Below are 17,775 nucleotides of genomic sequence, written 5' to 3'. Positions count from 1 at the left end.
GCTACTCCGCGGCTTCGACGAAGCGGTGGCGTTCGTAGAGGAACTTCAGCACCGCCTCGCGGCAGCGCAGGAAAATCCGGTCGGAAGAAAGTTCGACGCGCCGGCGCGGCCGCGCCAGCGGCACGGGAAGCACTTCGCCGATGGTTGCCGCCGGGCCATTGGTCATCATGACGATGCGGTCGGAAAGCAGCACCGCCTCGTCGACATCGTGGGTGATCATGATCGTCGTCGAGCCGAGCCTGGAGTGGATGTCCATCACCGCATCCTGCAGATGGGCGCGCGTCAGCGCATCGAGCGCGCCGAACGGCTCGTCGAGCAGCAGTATCTTCGGCTCCATGGCCAGCGCCCGGGCGATCCCGACGCGCTGCTTCATGCCGCCCGATATTTCTGCCGGGCGTTTATCCTTGGCCTGCGCCATCTGCACGAGGTCGAGATTGCGCATGATCCAGTCATGCCGCTCGGCCTTGCTCTTCGAACGACCGAAGACCTTCGACACCGCCAGATTGATGTTTTCGTAGACGGTCAGCCACGGCAAAAGGCTGTGGTTCTGGAACACCACGGCGCGTTCCGGTCCGGGGCTGTCGACCTCCTTGTCCTCGAGCAGCACGGCGCCGGCGGACACCTTGGTCAGCCCGGCGATCAGATTGAGCAAGGTCGACTTGCCACAGCCGGAATGGCCGATGATGGAGACGAATTCGCCCTTGTCGATGGTCAGCCTGATGTCCTTCAATACCTCGCTGACCTGGGCACCACGCGTGAAGGATTTGTCGATATGGTCGAGCTTCAGATAGGCCGTCATCGCCCCTCTCCTCACTTTGCCGTTGTGCCGCGGGTGACAAAGGCGCCGACCGCTGCGACCAGACGGTCGAGGCAGAAGCCGGTGACGCCGATATAGGCGAGCGCGACGATGATGTCGGGCAGCCGGGACGAGTTCCACGCGTCCCAGATGAAGAAGCCGATGCCGACGCCGCCGGTCAGCATTTCGGCGGCGACGATGGCGAGCCAGGACAGGCCGATGCCGATCCTGAGGCCGGTAAAGATGTAAGGCGCGGCGGCCGGCACCATGATCTTCACGAAGAACTCGAACTGGTTGAGCCGCAGGATGCGCGAGACGTTGCGATAATCCTCTGGGATGTTACGCACGCCGACCGCGGTGTTGATGATGATTGGCCAGATCGACGTGATGAAGATGACGAAGATCGCCGACGGGCTGGAATCGCGGAACGCCGCCAGCGACAGAGGCAGCCAGGCCAGCGGCGGCACCGTGCGCAGGATCTGGAACACCGGGTCGAGGCCGCGCATCGCCCAGATCGACTGGCCGACCAGCGCGCCGAGCGCGACGCCGACGACCGCCGCCAGGCCGAAGCCGATGGCGACACGCTGCAGCGAGATCAGCACGCGCCATGCCAGACCGATATCCTGCGGGCCATTGTCGAAGAACGGATGCGCGATCAAATCGTAGGCCTCGTTCCACACCTGGGTCGGCGGCGGCAGGCTTGATGTCGGCGACGAACAGGCGATCTGCCAGACGACCAGCATCAGCGCGATCACGATGATGGGCGGCACCAGCGCGCTTGCCAGTTTGCCGGCGATGGCGAGCGGCTCGAAGCGACGCCGTGCCTTGGCAGTGAAGGCGATGACCTCCGCCGGCTTGGCAGGAAAGGCCTTCACCTTGGTGTCCTCGATAGTCTGGATCGACATGTCTGGGGAAAACTCCGTGGGGCAGATAATTCGAGCGACAAACGGCGCAATGCGCCGTTTGCGCAGGGGTTCAGGCCGATGCCTTGATCTTCAGGCTATCGAGATAGGCGGACGGGTTGGCCGGATCGAAGATCTTGCCGTCGAAGAAGGTCTCGACGCCGCGCGACGACGACGCCGGAACGTCGGCAGCCGCAACGCCGAGATCCTTGGCCGCCTCGCGCCACAGATCCTCGCGGTTGACCTGATCGACCAGCGCCTTGATGTCGGTGGTCGGCGCGAACTTGCCCCAGCGGATGTTCTCGGCGAGGAACCACGTATCGTGGCTCTTGAACGGATAGGAGACGCCGCCCTTCCAGAACTTCATGGAAAGATCGGTGCCGTTGGCGACGCGGCCATTGCCGTAGTTGATATCGCCCTTGAGGCGGCCGATGATGTCGGCGACGGGCACGTTCATCCATTGCCGCTTGCCGATGATGGCGGCCATCTCGTCCTTGTTGTCGCTGGCTTCGCACCATTGCTGGGCTTCCATGACGGCCATCAGGATCGCCTTGGTGGCGTTCGGGTTTTTCTCGATGAATTCGGCACGCAGGCCGAGCGCCTTTTCCGGATGGCCCTTCCACAATTCGCCCGTCGTGGCGGCGGTGAAACCGACGCCCTGATGGACGAGCTGCTCGTTCCACGGCTCGCCGACGCAGAACACGTCCATGTTGCCGACCTTCATGTTGGCCACCATCTGCGGCGGCGGCACGACGATGGTCGAGACGTCTTTGTCGGGATCGATGCCACCGGCCGCCAGCCAGTAGCGCAGCCACAAATCATGCGTGCCGCCCGGGAAGGTCATGGCGGCCTTGATTTCCTTGCCAGCCGCTTTCTTGGCGGCAAAAGCGTCTTTCAGCTTCGAGGCGTCGAGACCGACACCGGTGCCGGCATATTCTTGGGCGACCGAAATGCCTTGGCAGTCGTAGTTGAGCCGCGCCACGATCGCCATCGGCATCGGCTGGTTGTTCTGCGTCACCTTGCCCGTGTGCATGAGGTAAGGCAGCGGCGTCAGGATATGGGCGCCGTCGATGCCGTTGGCCGCGCCGCCGAGCATCAGATTGTCGCGTGTCGCACCCCAGGAGGCCTGCTTGAGCACCTCGACATCGGGCATGCCGAACTTGGCGAACAGCCCCTTCTCCTTGGCGATCATCAGCGGTGCCGCATCGGTGAGGGCAATGAAGCCGAGCTTGGCCCCGGTGACCTCCGGAGTGGCGGTCGCAGCATAGGCGCCGGAAGGGAAGAGCTTGCGGGCCGCCACGAACAGGCCGGCCGTCATCGCGCTGCTGACGAGAAAATCGCGGCGCGTCATGTCCTTGAGGGTCGTTCCAGTCCTGATCCGTTTCGTCATCGTCGTCTCCGGTTGGGCGCGGCTTGGGATCCGCGTCGTCGATTGCGTGTTGATCAAAACAAAAAAGCCGCCAGCCAGGTCTTCGCGTCCGGGTGACCGGGAGCGCGCATTAACCTGAGCGGCAGCTTTGCCTGTGGCGCCCGTCATTGGACGCCTGTTCCGTGACCCGCGAAGGGCCTGTCTATTTCAAAGCAGGAACCGTGCCAGTTTTGAGAGAGGTGAAAAAGATCAATTAAATCAGCAACCCGCGCCGATCGCGGACGCACCGGGTCGTATGGCCGGAAGGCCAAAGATTGTTCATTCGGGCAATCGCGCGCACAATTTTTGTGCAATGCACAAGAATGACGCGGAAATGATCAGGCTTCCGCGCGAGCCGATTTCTGGCCGGTAATGTAGGCGTCGACCTCGTCCGGATCGAAGATCTGGCCGTCGAAGAAACCGTCCGGACCGAGCACAAGGCCGGCGCCTGTCGCGCCGACCGCGGTGGCAACTTGGAGCGCACCCTCGACTTTCGAATTGGCGCCGGGAAGCGCCACACCAAGCGGCTTCAGAGCCGAACGGTAGAGGTCGGGCCGGTAGCAGTTGCGGGCGATGGCAAGGTTTTCCGGCGTGTGCGCCACGTGCCCCCAGCGCACCATCTGCGTGTAGAACCACAGCGCATGGCTCTTCCATGGAAAGTTCGCTGCCTTGTCGAACGGGAGGAAGAAGTCGTCGATGGTCCGCTCCGCGCCGCCGCCCAGTCGGAGATGACCGGTCAGGATCGGCATCTGCACGGCCGGCGGCAGACCGAGAAAGCCGGCCTGCGCCATCACAGCTGCCAATTCGCCACGGTTGGCCGGATCCTGGCACCAGCGCGCCGAGTGATGCAGCGCACGCAGCAGCGCCGCCAGTGCCTCGGGATTTTCGTCTGCCCACGCCTTGCGTACGCCGATCACCTTCTCCGGGCTGTTACGCCATATCCGCGCCTTGACGGTGACGATATGCCCGGTGCCGGCGGCAACCGCAGCACTGTTCCAGGGTTCGCCTGCGCAGTACCCGTCGATGCGGCCGGTGGCCAGCGCATCCGCCATGAAGGGCGGCGGCACGATGACGATCTCGATTTCGCGCGCCGGATCGATGCCGCAGGCGGCGAGCCAATAGCGCAATTCGTAATTGTGCCCGGAATGCGGATGCACCACGGCGAAGCGCAGCGGGTCACGGCCGGCCGCAGCGCGCTCGCGAATGAGCGCGCGCAACGCCGCACCGGCGCGCGCCGGATCAAGATCGGCTTCGGCGCCGTGCGCCACCATTCCGGCCCAGACGGTGTTGGAGACGGTGACGCAATTGCCGCCGAGCCCGAGCGAGAACGGCACGATGGTTTCCGAAGCGAGTGGCGTCAGCCCGAGATTGCAGGCGAGCGGCATCGGTCCCAGCATATGCGCGAGATGAAAGTGACCGATGGCGATGCGGTCGCGGATGTTGGCCCAGGACGTCTCGCGGTGTAGGGTGAGGTCGATGCCTTCTCGTGCGGCAAAGCCAAGTTCCCCGGCCGCGACCAGCACGGCGCTGTCGAAAAGCGGCATGAAACCGGCGGTGATCTGGTGCGCAGCAGTCATGCTCATTCGTCCTCCGGCGGTCCCAGCAGCCCGGCGGCAGTCACCAGGCTCTGGGCGATGTCGCCGATCTTGCGGTTCTGGTTCATCGCCGTCTTGCGCAGCAGCGTGTAGGCGGCCTCTTCGGAGAGGCCGCGCGACTTCAACAATATGCCCTTGGCACGATCGATCACCTTACGGCTCTCTAGCTCGCCGCGAACCTCTTCCAGTTCGCGCGCCATGCGCGAAAAAGCGTTGAAGCGGCTTACCGCCATGTCGAGGATCGGCTTGACGCGCTCTTGCCGCAGACCGTCGACGACATAGGCCGAAACGCCGGCATCGACCGCCGCCTCGATCGAGGCCTGATCGGAGCGGTCGACGAACATGGCGATCGGCCGTTTTACGGCGCGCGACAGCTGGAACATGTTTTCCAGCATGTCGCGGTTCGGGTTTTCGAGATCGATGACGATGACATCGGGCTCGATCTCGGCGATCCGCCGCGCAATGCCGGTCACGTCATGGATGACGGTGACACGCTCATGGCCGGCCTCGCGCAACCCCGCCTCGATGATCGCGGCGCGGATGCGGTTTTCATCGATCACCAGGACGGCGAGTGCGGTTCGAACCATGCCTGCATTGTGACCAAGCGAAGGAATTGTGCAATGCAGTATGGTTGAACAACCCGATATTCGCTGACCGGGCCGCCGGCGTCTAATCCGCCGCCAACGCCGTGACCTCGCGGCGGAAGGGCAGTGCGTCGCCGATGTCGGCTTCGTCCAGCTCGCGCGCAAAGCGGTGGCCGGCATAGGTTGCCCAGGCGATCGGACCCGGCGCTTCGGCGTCGCCGATGACCTTGATCGAGCGGATGCCGCTATCGGCCCATTCGTCCCGCCGCGCCTTCAACTCGCGCCAGACGCCGTCGTCCTGTTGGCGCGACGTCACCAGCACCACGGCGTCCGCGGCAATGTCGCTTCGGGCGCCCGTATAGGCGCAGGCCGTGGCGACGCCGCCCGGGACGATGCGCGTCACGGTCCGGTTCAGCACGATATCGACGCCGAGTTCGGCCAGCCGGCGGTGGATGGCGCCCTGCTCCAGCGTGTTGCGGGTCCAGTCGGACACATAGGCCGACGGCGTCACCAGCGTCACCTTCGCGCCCTGCCGCGCCATCAGCTCGGCCAGGACACCGCCCATGTAATAGTGATCGTCGTCGAACAGCACGACAGTGCCGGTCGGTATATTGCCGCCCATCAAATCGTCCGGCGTGTAGACCGGCATGGCCGGGTCCACCGGCATCGGCACGACATGCGCGCGCGCCACGCCATCGCGGCGCCATGTCGAGCCGGTGGCGACGGCAATGTTCTGGAAGCCGAAGGCGAGGATTTCCTCGGCCGACAGCCGGCTTTCGAAATAGACGTCGACATTGGACATCTGGCTGATCTGGTACTGGCGATAGTCGCGCACACGCCCCCATGCCGAGAGACCGGGCAAGCGGCACTCGCGCGCCACGCGGCCGCCGAGTTCGGTTCCGGCTTCGGCGATGGCCACCTGGTAGCCGCGCAGGCCGAGTGCACGCGCCGCCTCCAGCCCGGCCGGGCCGGCGCCGACGATCAGCACGCTGTCGCTGTCGCCCTTGGCCTGCATCCGTTCGGGATGCCAGCCCTTGCGCCACTCCTCCATGAAGGTCGGGTTCTGCGTGCAGCGAGAGATCGACATGGTCATGTCGCCGGTGATGCAGATGTTGCAGCCGATGCATTCGCGAATGTCCTCGATCCGCCCCTCCTCCACCTTCTTCGGCAGGAAGGGATCGGCAATCGACGGCCGCGCGCAGCCAATGAAGTCCAGCGTGCCGGACTTGATCATCTTCACCATCACATCCGGCGAGGTGAAGCGACCGACGCCGACGACCGGCTTCGAGGTCAGCATCTTGATGCCGGACACCAGGCTCTCCTGCGCGCCCTCCTCCTTGAACCGCGACGGCCCCGAACAGTCCTCCCAGGCGCCATGCGCCAGGTCCCAGAGGTCTGGCAGGTCGGCATGCATCTCGATCATGTCGCGCACTTCGGAGTTGCCGAAGCCAAGCTCGCCGATCATCTCGTCCAGCGACAGCCGCAGCGTTAGGCCGCACGTGTCGCCGATGGCGTTCCTGCCCTCTTCGATCAGCTCACGCATCAGCCGCGAGCGGTTTTCCAGCGAGCCGCCATATTCGTCGCTGCGCTGGTTCGTGGCGGTGGACAGGAAGTGCTGGATGATGCCGAAGCCATGCGCGCCGTAGAGGCAGACCAGGTCGAAGCCCGCCAGTTTGGCACGCTTGAATGCATTGCGGTGCCAGCGGCGCAGGTCGCGAATATCCTGCTTGTCCATGGCGCGCGCCTGCACCGGATCGTTGGTGAAGGTTCGGATCGGCAGGGCCGACGGTCCGCGCGGTACCTCCTTGGTGTAGAGGTTGGGACCGTTGATGCCCGAATAGGCCAACTGGATGCCGGCCAGCGCGCCATGCTGGTGCATGGCCTCTGCCATCTTCGCCAACGCCGGGATATCGGCGTCGTCCCACAGCCTGAGCTCGATGAAGGGCGTGATCTCCGATGTGTGGTGCATCTCGGTCTGCTCGGTGAAGATGACGCCCCAGCCGCCTTCCGACTTGATGCGGCGCATCTCGGCCGCGGCCGAAGGATCGCGATAGCCGCCGCCATTGCAATGCGGAACCTGATAGAAGCGGTTCTTGGCGGTCACCGGACCGATCTTCACGGGCTCGAACAGAATGTCGTAGCGCGGATCGCGCATGGAACGTGCCTTCCTGCCAGCGTCGCCTTGCACATGCCCGATCATGGTTTCGAGCCAAGGTGCAAGCCGGCCAGCCCAGTGGGTTGATGCCGTGAGACCATTCATAAGTTGCGGCAAGCGCCGGGAAACAACAGATTTCTTCTGTGCCGGTTAGGACGCGCCTAATCGGCAGCACTGCATGGATTAGCATCCGCTGAATTCCGGCTGAGCCAAATGCGACTTCAAGGCCGCCGCCGCGCGATGTTAGATAGCGCGCACGCCCAATGAGACACAAGACGCATGGACAGCATCCAGATCCTTGAAAAACTGATCGCGTTCCCGACGGTGAGCCGCGATTCGAACCTCGCCCTCGTCGGCTACGTGGCGGAGCTGCTGGACGCGCACGGCATTGCCAGCCGGATCATCCACAGCGAGGACGGCCACAAAGCCAATTTGTTTGCCACCATCGGACCGACTGATGCTTCCGGCATCATGCTGTCCGGCCACACCGACGTCGTCCCCGTCGACGGCCAGGCCTGGACGCTGCCGCCCTTCGAGATGACGAGCCGAGACGGCAAGCTTTACGGACGTGGCACAGCCGACATGAAGGGTTTTGTGGCCTGCGCGCTCGCGGCGTGCCTTAAAGCCTCGAAAATGACGCTGCGCACGCCGCTGCATTTGGCGCTCTCCTACGACGAGGAGATCGGCTGCATTGGTGTGCGAAGCCTGATCGACATGCTGCAAGCAGCCCCGCAGCGGCCGTTGCTATGCATTGTCGGCGAGCCGACCGATATGCAGGTGGCGACGGGCCACAAGGGCAAGCTTGCCGCACGCGCGCTTTGCAAGGGACGCGAGGGCCATTCGGCGCTGGCCCCGCTGGCGCTCAACGCCATCCATCTCGGCTGCGATTTCGTCGCCGCCTTGCGCCGCGAACAGGACCGGCTGGTGCGCGATGGCGCCCGCGACGGCGACTACGACATTGCCTACACAACCGTCCATGTCGGCAAGATCAACGCCGGCGTGGCGCTGAACATCGTGCCGAACCTCTGCCAGGTCGACTTCGAGATCCGCAATGTCGCGGCCGACGACCCGCATGAGATTCTCGAGCGTCTGCGCGTGGAGGCCGCGCGCATTGCCACCGAAGCCTCGGCTATCGCGCTCGAGGCGGCAATCGACATCGACATCACCAACACCTATCCCGGCCTGGACACGCCGGTCAGTTCGCAAGCCGTCGCTTTCATCAAATCGCTGACCGGCGCCAACAACACCATCAAGGTTGCCTACGGCACGGAGGGCGGCCTGTTCAGCCGCGATCTCGGCACGCCGACGGTCGTGTGCGGACCGGGATCGATGGCGCAGGGACACAAGCCGGATGAGTTCGTCAGCGTCGAGCAGATGCGCCGTTGCGATGGCATGCTGGAAAAATTGCTGCAGCGGCTTGCCGACCAGCAGTTGGCTTAACCGGGGCTACTTCTGTGGAAGTGCTGCCTGGCCGACAGCCCGCTCGGCGCCGAACACGCCTTGCTCGACGACGAAATGCCGGCAGTGGTCGATGAAGGCCTGGACGGTTTGCGTGCGGTGTTCGGAACTGGGCAAGGCGACGCCCATGGTCAGCGGCCGCAGATCGCCGTCCAGCGGCACGAAGACCAGCGGCTTGCCGTCCGGCGCCAGCGTGTTGAGCGGCCGCATATTGGCGATGCCGTAGCCGAAGCCGTTGGCCACCATGGAACGCATGACGGCGATGTCGCCGGTGCGCTCGGCAATGTTGGGGCGGATCCCGCGCTGGTGGAATGCCGAAAGGAAATATTCGCGGCTGAACGGCAGGTCGAGCAGCACCATCGGCTCGTCGGCCAATTCCTCCGTCGTGATCGACGCCTTTGCCGCAAAGCGATGCCCCGCCGGCAGCATGACATAGGCCGGCACCAGCATCAGCGGCTCGAAGGTCATGTCCTGCGACAGTTCGAGATCGTAGGTCAGGGCAAGATCGATTTCACCGCGCTGCAGCATCTCGAGCAATTGCCCCTGATTGCGCTCGAACTGGCGCACGCGCACATCGGGATAGGCGCGTTCGAACCGCATGCGCAGCGCCGGCAGCACGATTTGCGCAAAGGTCAGCAGGCATCCCACCGCCAGCGGGCCGCGCACCTTCTCGGCAAAGTCGCCGGCGACGTCGTGCAAGGCGTCTGCATCGTTGAGCAGCCGGGCGGCTTCCTTGAGGAAGATGCGGCCACCGGCCGTCAGCGAGAGGCCGTGCGAATGCTTGCGGACAAACAGCTGGACACCGAACTCGGTTTCCAGCTGCGCGATCGAGGCCGAAATCGATGGCGGCGATACATTGACCTGTTCGGCCGCCTTAGCGATGGAACCGGCTTCGCCCACGGCGACGAAATATTCCAGCTGTCTGAGCGTGAAGCGTAGCGGCATGGCTGGCTATGTTGCTGGTTTGAGGGCTTCGATCAAGCCTAATGCATGTCGCGCAAAAGTGGCCCCGGTTTTGCGCAAATGACATGCATAGAGCAAAGGCCTAAAGCGCATCGCTTGAATCCGTTCAATCGCGATGCGCTTTAGGCGCCCATCAGTATTTGATCCATGTCGTTTTGAGCGCGGTGTATTTGTCGAGCGCATGCAGCGACAGGTCGCGGCCGAAGCCGGATTGCTTGAAACCGCCGAACGGCGTCATCGGGCTCAGCGCGTCGACCGTGTTGACGGAAACCGTGCCGGCATGCAGCCGGCCGGCGATACGATGCGCGCGCGACAGGCTGTCGGTCCACAGCGATGCGGCCAGCCCATAGGGGCTGTCATTGGCGATGCGGATCGCGTCGGCCTCGTCGTCGAAGGCGATGACCGAAAGCACCGGCCCGAAGATCTCGTCGCGAGCAATCGGATCGGCAGGTGCGACATCGTCGAAGATGGTCGGCTGGACAAAGCTGCCGCGCCCATTGACCGTGACCAGGTCGCCGCCCGCGACCAGGCGCGCGCTTTTCTTGCCGGCCTCGACGAACCGCATGACATTGGCCGCGTGGCGGGCATCGACCATCGCGCCCATTTTCGAAGCCGGATCGAGCGGATCGCCGGGCTGCGTGGCCGCCGCACGTTGCACCAGTTTCTCCATCAGGGCATCCTTGATGCCGCGCTGGACGAGCAGGCGTGAATTGGCGGAACAGACCTCGCCCTGGTTGAAGAAGATGCCGAAGGCAGCCATGTCGGCTGCCGTGTCAAGATCGCCGCAATCGGCAAAGATGAGGTTCGGGCTCTTGCCGCCGGTTTCCAGCCAGACCTGCTTCATGTTCGACTGGCCGGAATACTGCAGAAACATCTTGCCCACGGCGGTCGAACCGGTGAAGGCGAGGCAATCCACATCCATATGGCGGCCAAGCGCCTGGCCGGCGGTTTCGCCAAGGCCGGGCACGACATTGAGCACGCCTGCAGGCAGGCCCGCTTCCATTGCCAGTTCCGCCAGAAGCAGGGCCGACAAAGGCGACTGCTCGGCGGGTTTCAGCACCACCGAATTGCCTGCCGCCAGTGCCGGCGCGCATTTCCAGGTCGCCATGTCGAGCGGGAAATTCCACGGCACCACCGCGCCGACCACGCCAAGCGGTTCGCGCCGCACCAGCACCAGATCACCTTCGCCGGTCGGCGCCACTTCGCCATAGATCTTGTCGATGGCCTCGCCATACCATTGGAAGATCGCTGCCGAGCCGGGAACGTCGACCGCGGCCGCATCCCTGACCAGTTTGCCCATGTCGAGCGATTCCAGCAGAGCCAGTTCATGCAGGTTTTCGCGCAGCAATTGCGCCAGCCGCAGCAGCACCTCCTTACGGTGCGCCGGACTGGTCCGCGACCAGACGCCGGCGTTGAAGCTGCGCCGCGCTGCGGCAACCGCCAGATCGATGTCTTCCTCACCGCAGGACGCCACTTCGGCCAGCACCTCGCCGGTTGCCGGATTGACGCTGGCAAAAGTCCGGCCCGAACGCGCCGCAACCGTCTTGCCGTCGATGAACGCCTTGTCGCGAAAACGGATCGCCGACGCCTTGCCGATCCAGTCCTTGTGGCTGAGTTCGCTCATCGCAGGCGACCCCTGTCTTGACTATTCGTCGCCCGGCACGCCGTAGCTCGGCGCATCGGATGGGTTTATGGCACGGGTCACATAGGCATCGAGCTGTGGCTTGTAGAGTTCCCACAGCGTCGCCAGTTGCTCGATCGGGCAGTCGTCGGTCCAGTCGCAGCGCAGATCGGCGACCGGCCACGCAACCTCGCGCACCAGCTTCATGCCAGCCGAATGGACCGGGCCGGCCTCGCCGCCCGCTTTCAGCGCGGCGCGCATGGTCGCGATGAGGCGGTCGCCGAGATGCCCTTCCGACGCCAGGAAAGCCTCGACCATGGCTTGCGGAACGCCGTCATGGGCCAGCATGTTGCCGCCGCAGGCGACATTGTCCGCACGCGCCTCCGCCCAGATGCCAAGCGCCTTGGGCCCTGAGTGGATAGCGGTCGTCCCGGCGGCATCGACAGCCAGCACCTGCCGGTATTCGGGATAGGCACCGGTGCGCTTCAATATGACAATCGCCTCTGCCGCCGACGCGCCGCGCGCCAGCAATTCGAGACCGCGCAGTCCCAGCGTAGGATCGGTGACGTTCTGACTGGCAACGGCGCCGGCGCCCGCCTGCGCATAGGCGCAGCGCGCCGCCACAGCAGGCGACGAGGAGGACACCGCGACCCCGAACATGCCGGTGCGGCTGCACCGCGCGACGATGGAGAATGTCATGACTTTAATCCGGGATAACTGCGGTGCCGTCGATCTCGACCAGCCAGTCCGGCCGCGCCAGGGCCTGCACGACAAGGCCGGTCGAGACGGGATGCACGCCTTTGATATACTCGCCCATGGTGCGGTAGACCGCCTCGCGATAGCGGACATCGGTAATGTAGACCACCACCTTGACCAAATGCTCCATGGTGCCGCCGCACTCCTCGATCAGCTGGCGGATGTTCTGCATGACCTTGTGCGTCTGTTCGACCGGATCATGGCTTTCGATATTCTTGGCCGTGTCGAGGTCCTGCGGGCATTGGCCGCGCAGATAGACGGTCCTGCCGCCCCGCGTAACGACCGCCTGGCACAGATCATTGTCGAGCTTCTGCTCGGGATAGGTGTCCTTGGTGTTGAACTTGCGAATTCTTGTATGGGCCATCTTGGTCTCCGTCAGTCGGCTCGAGGTCGGGACGTCCGTTTCTATGCCACTTTGGTCTCGCGCTTCGCGGACGCATGGTAGGCCAGGTACTTGCGCTGCGTGGAGATATGGTCCGCCACATGCTGGGCGTCGTGCCAGACGCCCCAGATGAAGCTCGACCCCCGCCGCGATTGCCACGGCAGTCCCAGGAAATAGATTCCCGGCTCGGTCGACACGCCGCGCTGGTGCTTCGGCTTGCCCTTTTCGTCAAACACATCGACCTTCAGCCAGTTGTAATCGACGGTGAAACCCGTTGCCCAGATGATCGAACCTATCCCGGCTTCCGCCAGGTTCAGCTCGAGAATGGGATCGGTCATGCATTGCGGGTCCGGTCCGATCTCGCGGGCCGCAGGCTCCTCTGGAAGGTCGAGGCCGTTGCGAGCGACATAGGCGTCGGCCTCGTCCAGCACCGACATGTAGTTCGCATCGCCGCGCGCGATATTTTTAGCCAAGTCCGACGCGAAGGTCAGAACCCCGTCCTTGTAGGATTCAGTCCGGCCAACCAGCATTATCCCTTGCGCGGCAAGACGCCGGAAGTCGATCGTCTGGCCGCCGCGCGCACCGCTGACCGCGATAGTGACATGTTCGGTGCCCGGCGCCGGCGCCTGGGCGTCCCACTTGCCTAAAACCCCCAGCCACCAGCAGAAGTCACGCTCGCGATACGCCCGCGGCGGCCGATCATGCGGCCCGACAGAGAGATAGACGCGCCTTCCCGCGCGCTGGAGTTCGTCGGCGATCTGCACTCCCGAAGATCCCGAGCCGACCACCAGCACCGCACCTTCGGGCAACTGGCCCGGATTGCGATAGGCGCTGGAATGGATCTGCATCGCTCCGGCATCCCCGGGGACAACCGCCGGAATGACCGGATGCTGGAAAGCCCCGGTAGCGGCAACCACGCTCCTGGCCTCGATCACGCCATCCGAGGTTTCGACCCGGAAGCCGGGACGGCCGACAAGCCTTTCCACGCTCCTGACCTCCACGCCGCAGCGGATGGGGGCAGCGATCATGCTGGCGTAAGCGACAAAATAGTCGGCGACCTTCTCCTTGCCGACAAAGGCGTCGGGACCGGCATCCGGAAATTCCATGCCGGGAAAACGATCATGCCAGGCGGGACCATTGGCAACCAGCGAGTCCCATCTTTCGGTACGCCAGCGTTCGGCGATGCGGCTTCGCTCGAGCACGAGATGCGGCACCCCGCACTTGCTCAGATGCTCGCTCATGGCCAGCCCCGCCTGGCCGCCGCCAACAACAAGCGTGTCTACCGTTTCGACTGGCATTTCAGCGGCCCTTTCTGGCTCTCCCCGGGAGTGTCTGCGGATGCGGCGGAGATCTGATCGTTGATTTACTGGAGGCACCGGGCAGCGAAAATTATGATTTCATGTGGCAGTGGTTAGCTTGTCCCTAAATGCCGGGAAGCATGGCCGAAGATGTGGAGCGCGGGGCGTGGATCATCACTGTTGAGTCAGAAGAAACGGACGGCTCAGAGATAGAGGCTTCTGGCCGCCTTGGACGAGAGCAACTCCTTTGCCGGCCCCTCCTGGGCGACCTTACCCTTGACCAGCACATAGCCGCGATCGGCGATGCCCAGCCCCATTTCGGCATTCTGTTCGATCAACAGGATGGTCGTGCCTTGGCGATGGATCTCCCTTGTGATCTCGAAATACTCGCCGATGAGTTTTGGCGAGAGACCGAGCGACGGCTCGTCCATGATCACCAGTCTGGGTTCGCCGATCAGCGCGCGCGCCAGCGCCACCATCGCCTGTTCGCCGCCCGACAAAGTCCCGGCGACCTGGCGCAGGCGCTCCTGGATGCGCGGAAACAGCTTGCACATCTTGTCCAGTTGCACCCCGAAATTGGGTCCCCTGCCCGACACCGCGTCATAGCCCAGGCGCAAATTCTCCATCACGGTCAGGCCGGGGAACAGCCGGCGCCCTTCGGGAACGAGCCCGACGCCGAGCGACGCCAGGTTTTCCGTGCCGAGCGTCGCCATGTCCCTGCCCATCACCTCGACCTTGCCGCGCTGCGCCCGCACGACGCCGCAGACTGTCATGAAGGTCGTCGTCTTGCCGGCGCCGTTCGGCCCCAGCAGGCAGACCAGTTCGCCGGGGCGCACGCTCATCGCCACGCCGCGCAGCATCGGCACCGCGCCATAGGAAGTATCGACATCCCTGAGTTCAAGCATGGGCGACCGCCTTCCCGAGATAGGCTTCCTGGACGCGCGGGTCGGCGCGCACCGCCGCGAAGTCGCCCTCGGCGATCTTGCTGCCATAGTCGATGCAGGTGACATGCTGCGGGAACGCTTCGACCACCCGCATGTCGTGCTCGATCAGAACTACCGACAGAGCAGGGTTTTGTACGCGCAGCCGCGTGATGTCGGCCACCAGTGCGTCGGTTTCCGTGTCGTCCATGCCGACCGAAGGTTCGTCGAGCAGCAAGAGCTTGGGCTGCGATGCGAGCGCGCGGGCAATTTCCAGCCGTCGCCTGTCGGCCTGCGCCAGCGTGCCCGCTGGCCGGTAGCGTTGTTCGAACAGGTCGCCGGAGCCGAGCTTGAGCAGGGTTTCGGCCTTTTCCACGCAGGCCGCCATCTCACGGCGCGACGCGCCGGGCCGAAACAGCGCGGTCAGCACGCCGGTCCTGGTGCGGGTGTGCATGCCGATGATGACGTTGTCGAGGACACTGAGGTCGGAGAACAGACGCGACGACTGGAATGTGCGGGCGATGCCGCGGTCGACAACTTCGTAGGACGGGCGGCCGGTGATCTCGGCGCCGTCGAAGGTCACGCGACCGGAGGTTGGCCGGTAGACGCCGGTCACGACATTGAACAGCGTCGACTTGCCGGCGCCGTTCGGGCCGATGACGGCGAGCACCGCGCCCTTGTCGATCGACAGGCTGACATCGTTGAGCGCGACCAGGCCGCCGAAGCGCATCGTCAAATTCTCGACCTTGAGAAGCGCGCTCACAGTCCGCCTCCGTAGCGCCGCATGCGTTGCGGGAACAGACCTTGCGGCCGGATCATCAGGAAGCCGATGATGACGACGCCGAAGAACAGCAGGCGGTAGTCGGCGAACGCGCGCAATTTCTCCGGCAGGATGGTCAGCAGGAACGCACCGACGATGACACCGAAAATATTGTCCATGCCGCCGACGATGACCATGGTCATGATGGTGACGGAGACCAGGAAGGTGAAATTGTCGGGAGAAATGTAGGAGACGTAGAAGGCGTAGATCGTGCCGGCGAAGGCGGCGAGAAAGGCGTCGACGGCGAAGGCCAGAACCTTGAACCACGCCACATTGATGCCTTGCGCCTTGGCGGCGATCTCGTCGGCGCGCAGCGCATTCCAGGCCAGACCGATGCGCGAACCGTGCAGCCGATGCGCGGTGACGATGGCGACGACGACCAGTGCGGCCGACAAATAATAGAAATTCGCCTGGCTCGGCAGCTTCCAGCCGAAGATCACCAGCGGATCGGCAAAGGAATGGCCGAACAGGCTGGGCGCCGGAATGCCGACCAGTCCGTTGGGTCCGCCGGTCCAGCTGAAATTGTTCAGCAATTGCTGGACCACGACGCCGAAGGCGATGGTGACAAGCGCCAGATAAGTGTCGCGCGTGCGCATCGACGGGATGCCGATGATGAAACCGAACAGGGTCGCCGCCAGCGCCGCGACCGGCAGCGTCAGCCAGAAGCTGACGCCGAAATTGATCGCCAGCAGCGCCGACACGTAGGCGCCGATGCCGTAGGAAGCGCCGGTGGCGAAGTTCGGGATGTTGGCGCTGCCGAGCTGGAAATTGAGCGCCAGCGCCAGCACCGCATAAAGCTCGGCGACGATCAGCAGATGGAGGATATAGGTGTTGGATCCGACGAAGAACGGAAAGGCCAGCACGATGACCGCCGCAGTGATCATCGCCACGAGCGGAACCCGGGCAAAGCTCGCCAACGCATAGTCGGCGATCCACGGCAGCCTCTCCAGCAGATAGAAACCGAGGCCGAGCAAGGCCAGCAGGCCGACCACCTGCCAGCCGCGGTCGACTTTGAGGATGAGGTACAGGAACGCTGCCCCGATGATTTGCGAGGCGATGGCGAAGACCGTGGCCGCGGCTATGCCCGGCACGTCGGGTGAAGCACGACCCTGCATGCTAGACTTTCTCCATGACGGTGCGCCCAAGCAGGCCGGCGGGGCGGAAGATGAGCACGGCGATGACCAGCAGGAAGACGAAGACCAGCCGGTAGGAAGCGCCGTCCGGCACGAATGTCTGCGCCAGCACTTCGATGCCGGCAATGATCAGTCCGCCCAGTATGGCGCCCGGCATCGAGCCGAGGCCGCCGATGACCGCGGCGGAAAAGCCGAGCAGGCCGGCCATGACGCCGAAGTCGAACCGTGTCACGCCGGCATAGCTTGCGAACAGAAGTCCAGCGATGGCGCCGATAGCCGAGGCAATGAAGAACGTCGCACGGAAGACGCGTGCATCGCGGATGCCCATCATGCGCGCCACGACCCGGTCCTCCGAGGCCGCCCGGATGCGCAGCCCGAGCGGGGTCATGCGCAGGAAGACAAACAGCATGGCAACCAGCGCGACGGTCAGCACCACCACCAGCAGCGCGAACCAGCTGATGGCAACGCCGGAGATTTCGAAAGCCATGCCCGACACCAGGCGCGGGAAGGCATGCGGGTTCGATCCCTGCGGATAGAGATGGCGGATCAGTTCGCGGATGACGATGCCGAGCGCCACGGTCGCCACCAGCGCCATCATGGCGGGCGCATCGCGGAAGCGCCTGATGACCACCTTGTCCAGCAGGACGCCGATCAAACCGACGGCGAGCACGGCGACCGGAACCGCAAGCACCAGCCAGGCGGGCCCCGAGGCGCCAAGAGCGGTCGCCAACGCCTGGGCAAGCGCCAGCGTGATGAACGGCGCCGTCATCGCGACATCGCCGTGCGAGAAATGAATGACGTTCAAGACACCGAAGATCAGGCTGAATCCGATCGCCAGCAAGGCATAGATGCAGCCAAGGGTTATCCAGTTCACCAGTTGCTGGACAAGCAGTTCCGCCATGCGGTCGGTCTCTCGATTGAAGCCGACAGGTATCAATCGCCATCCCGGGCGGACAGAACGAATCTCCGAACTCACGAGTCACA

Annotated in this window: 16 protein-coding genes; 1 reads left to right on the top strand and 15 read right to left on the bottom strand. The window is 64.1% G+C overall.

Annotation, left to right across the window (positions count from 1 at the left end; all coding sequences use genetic code 11):
• Position 1: 1 nt before the first annotated feature.
• From NKJ67_RS09360 to NKJ67_RS09335, 6 genes are all read right to left on the bottom strand, one after another.
• Positions 2-799, bottom strand: a complete 798-nt coding sequence (locus NKJ67_RS09360; protein ID WP_352581163.1) for an ABC transporter ATP-binding protein — start codon at positions 797-799, stop codon at positions 2-4.
• 11 nt (positions 800-810) lie between these two features.
• Positions 811-1,701 carry a nitrate ABC transporter permease gene (gene ntrB / locus NKJ67_RS09355; RefSeq protein ID WP_127326483.1) on the bottom strand — a complete coding sequence of 297 codons (891 nt, stop codon included), beginning with the start codon at positions 1,699-1,701 and terminating at the stop codon, positions 811-813.
• Positions 1,702-1,771: 70 nt separating this feature from the next.
• Positions 1,772-3,088 (bottom strand): CmpA/NrtA family ABC transporter substrate-binding protein, encoded by a 1,317-nt coding sequence (locus tag NKJ67_RS09350; RefSeq protein WP_127396611.1) that lies wholly within the window; start codon positions 3,086-3,088, stop codon positions 1,772-1,774.
• Between the two features lie 356 nt (positions 3,089-3,444).
• On the bottom strand, positions 3,445-4,683 hold the full coding sequence (locus tag NKJ67_RS09345) for a CmpA/NrtA family ABC transporter substrate-binding protein (RefSeq protein WP_352581244.1): 1,239 nt from the start codon (positions 4,681-4,683) through the stop codon (positions 3,445-3,447).
• A gap of 2 nt (positions 4,684-4,685) precedes the next feature.
• Positions 4,686-5,288 carry an ANTAR domain-containing response regulator gene (locus NKJ67_RS09340; protein ID WP_352581162.1) on the bottom strand — a complete coding sequence of 201 codons (603 nt, stop codon included), beginning with the start codon at positions 5,286-5,288 and terminating at the stop codon, positions 4,686-4,688.
• An 82-nt stretch (positions 5,289-5,370) separates the two neighbouring features.
• On the bottom strand, positions 5,371-7,440 hold the full coding sequence (locus tag NKJ67_RS09335; protein ID WP_352581161.1) for an oxidoreductase: 2,070 nt from the start codon (positions 7,438-7,440) through the stop codon (positions 5,371-5,373).
• Positions 7,441-7,719: 279 nt separating this feature from the next.
• On the opposite strand from NKJ67_RS09335, the gene argE reads away from it, so the two are divergent.
• A complete protein-coding gene (argE, locus tag NKJ67_RS09330) occupies positions 7,720-8,880 on the top strand; it encodes an acetylornithine deacetylase (protein ID WP_352581160.1) in 1,161 nt (386 codons plus the stop codon).
• Between the two features lie 6 nt (positions 8,881-8,886).
• Here the strand turns inward: argE and NKJ67_RS09325 are convergent, their stop codons facing one another.
• The 9 genes from NKJ67_RS09325 to NKJ67_RS09285 form a co-directional block, all read right to left on the bottom strand.
• A complete protein-coding gene (locus NKJ67_RS09325) occupies positions 8,887-9,843 on the bottom strand; it encodes a LysR family transcriptional regulator (protein WP_127267113.1) in 957 nt (318 codons plus the stop codon).
• Positions 9,844-9,994: 151 nt separating this feature from the next.
• Positions 9,995-11,485 (bottom strand): aldehyde dehydrogenase, encoded by a 1,491-nt coding sequence (locus NKJ67_RS09320; RefSeq protein ID WP_127267114.1) that lies wholly within the window; start codon positions 11,483-11,485, stop codon positions 9,995-9,997.
• 21 nt (positions 11,486-11,506) lie between these two features.
• Positions 11,507-12,181 carry a DUF1028 domain-containing protein gene (locus NKJ67_RS09315; protein WP_127267115.1) on the bottom strand — a complete coding sequence of 225 codons (675 nt, stop codon included), beginning with the start codon at positions 12,179-12,181 and terminating at the stop codon, positions 11,507-11,509.
• Between the two features lie 4 nt (positions 12,182-12,185).
• Complete coding sequence (locus NKJ67_RS09310) at positions 12,186-12,602, bottom strand: RidA family protein (RefSeq protein ID WP_127267116.1); 417 nt, start codon at positions 12,600-12,602, stop codon at positions 12,186-12,188.
• 41 nt (positions 12,603-12,643) lie between these two features.
• Positions 12,644-13,918 carry a flavin-containing monooxygenase gene (locus NKJ67_RS09305; RefSeq protein ID WP_352581159.1) on the bottom strand — a complete coding sequence of 425 codons (1,275 nt, stop codon included), beginning with the start codon at positions 13,916-13,918 and terminating at the stop codon, positions 12,644-12,646.
• A gap of 203 nt (positions 13,919-14,121) precedes the next feature.
• Positions 14,122-14,823, bottom strand: coding sequence for an ABC transporter ATP-binding protein (locus NKJ67_RS09300; protein WP_127326475.1), 702 nt, complete (start codon positions 14,821-14,823; stop codon positions 14,122-14,124).
• Complete coding sequence (locus NKJ67_RS09295) at positions 14,816-15,601, bottom strand: ABC transporter ATP-binding protein (protein WP_236382713.1); 786 nt, start codon at positions 15,599-15,601, stop codon at positions 14,816-14,818. The genes NKJ67_RS09300 and NKJ67_RS09295 overlap by 8 nt, the downstream gene beginning before the upstream one ends.
• The gene (locus tag NKJ67_RS09290) at positions 15,598-16,773 is read right to left on the bottom strand and encodes a branched-chain amino acid ABC transporter permease (RefSeq protein WP_352581158.1); all 1,176 of its coding nucleotides are present in this window, start codon (positions 16,771-16,773) and stop codon (positions 15,598-15,600) included. Before NKJ67_RS09290 ends, NKJ67_RS09295 begins: the two co-directional genes overlap by 4 nt.
• A 1-nt stretch (position 16,774) precedes the next feature.
• On the bottom strand, positions 16,775-17,692 hold the full coding sequence (locus NKJ67_RS09285; protein WP_023809431.1) for a branched-chain amino acid ABC transporter permease: 918 nt from the start codon (positions 17,690-17,692) through the stop codon (positions 16,775-16,777).
• Between the last annotated feature and the right edge of the window lie 83 nt (positions 17,693-17,775).

This window comes from Mesorhizobium sp. M0088, from assembly GCF_040322895.1.
Classification (GTDB): domain Bacteria; phylum Pseudomonadota; class Alphaproteobacteria; order Rhizobiales; family Rhizobiaceae; genus Mesorhizobium.
This window is presented reverse-complemented; position numbering and strand designations above follow the sequence as displayed.

Coding starts and splice junctions, on each gene's coding strand:
- NKJ67_RS09310 (WP_127267116.1), bottom strand. CDS start 12,602: ATGGCCCATACAAGAATTCGCAAGTTCAACACCAAGGACACCTATCCC.
- NKJ67_RS09315 (WP_127267115.1), bottom strand. CDS start 12,181: ATGACATTCTCCATCGTCGCGCGGTGCAGCCGCACCGGCATGTTCGGG.
- NKJ67_RS09325 (WP_127267113.1), bottom strand. CDS start 9,843: ATGCCGCTACGCTTCACGCTCAGACAGCTGGAATATTTCGTCGCCGTG.
- argE (WP_352581160.1), top strand. CDS start 7,720: ATGGACAGCATCCAGATCCTTGAAAAACTGATCGCGTTCCCGACGGTG.
- NKJ67_RS09285 (WP_023809431.1), bottom strand. CDS start 17,692: ATGGCGGAACTGCTTGTCCAGCAACTGGTGAACTGGATAACCCTTGGC.
- ntrB (WP_127326483.1), bottom strand. CDS start 1,701: ATGTCGATCCAGACTATCGAGGACACCAAGGTGAAGGCCTTTCCTGCC.
- NKJ67_RS09290 (WP_352581158.1), bottom strand. CDS start 16,773: ATGCAGGGTCGTGCTTCACCCGACGTGCCGGGCATAGCCGCGGCCACG.
- NKJ67_RS09320 (WP_127267114.1), bottom strand. CDS start 11,485: ATGAGCGAACTCAGCCACAAGGACTGGATCGGCAAGGCGTCGGCGATC.
- NKJ67_RS09300 (WP_127326475.1), bottom strand. CDS start 14,823: ATGCTTGAACTCAGGGATGTCGATACTTCCTATGGCGCGGTGCCGATG.
- NKJ67_RS09305 (WP_352581159.1), bottom strand. CDS start 13,918: ATGCCAGTCGAAACGGTAGACACGCTTGTTGTTGGCGGCGGCCAGGCG.
- NKJ67_RS09335 (WP_352581161.1), bottom strand. CDS start 7,440: ATGCGCGATCCGCGCTACGACATTCTGTTCGAGCCCGTGAAGATCGGT.
- NKJ67_RS09360 (WP_352581163.1), bottom strand. CDS start 799: ATGACGGCCTATCTGAAGCTCGACCATATCGACAAATCCTTCACGCGT.
- NKJ67_RS09340 (WP_352581162.1), bottom strand. CDS start 5,288: ATGGTTCGAACCGCACTCGCCGTCCTGGTGATCGATGAAAACCGCATC.
- NKJ67_RS09345 (WP_352581244.1), bottom strand. CDS start 4,683: ATGACTGCTGCGCACCAGATCACCGCCGGTTTCATGCCGCTTTTCGAC.
- NKJ67_RS09350 (WP_127396611.1), bottom strand. CDS start 3,088: ATGACGAAACGGATCAGGACTGGAACGACCCTCAAGGACATGACGCGC.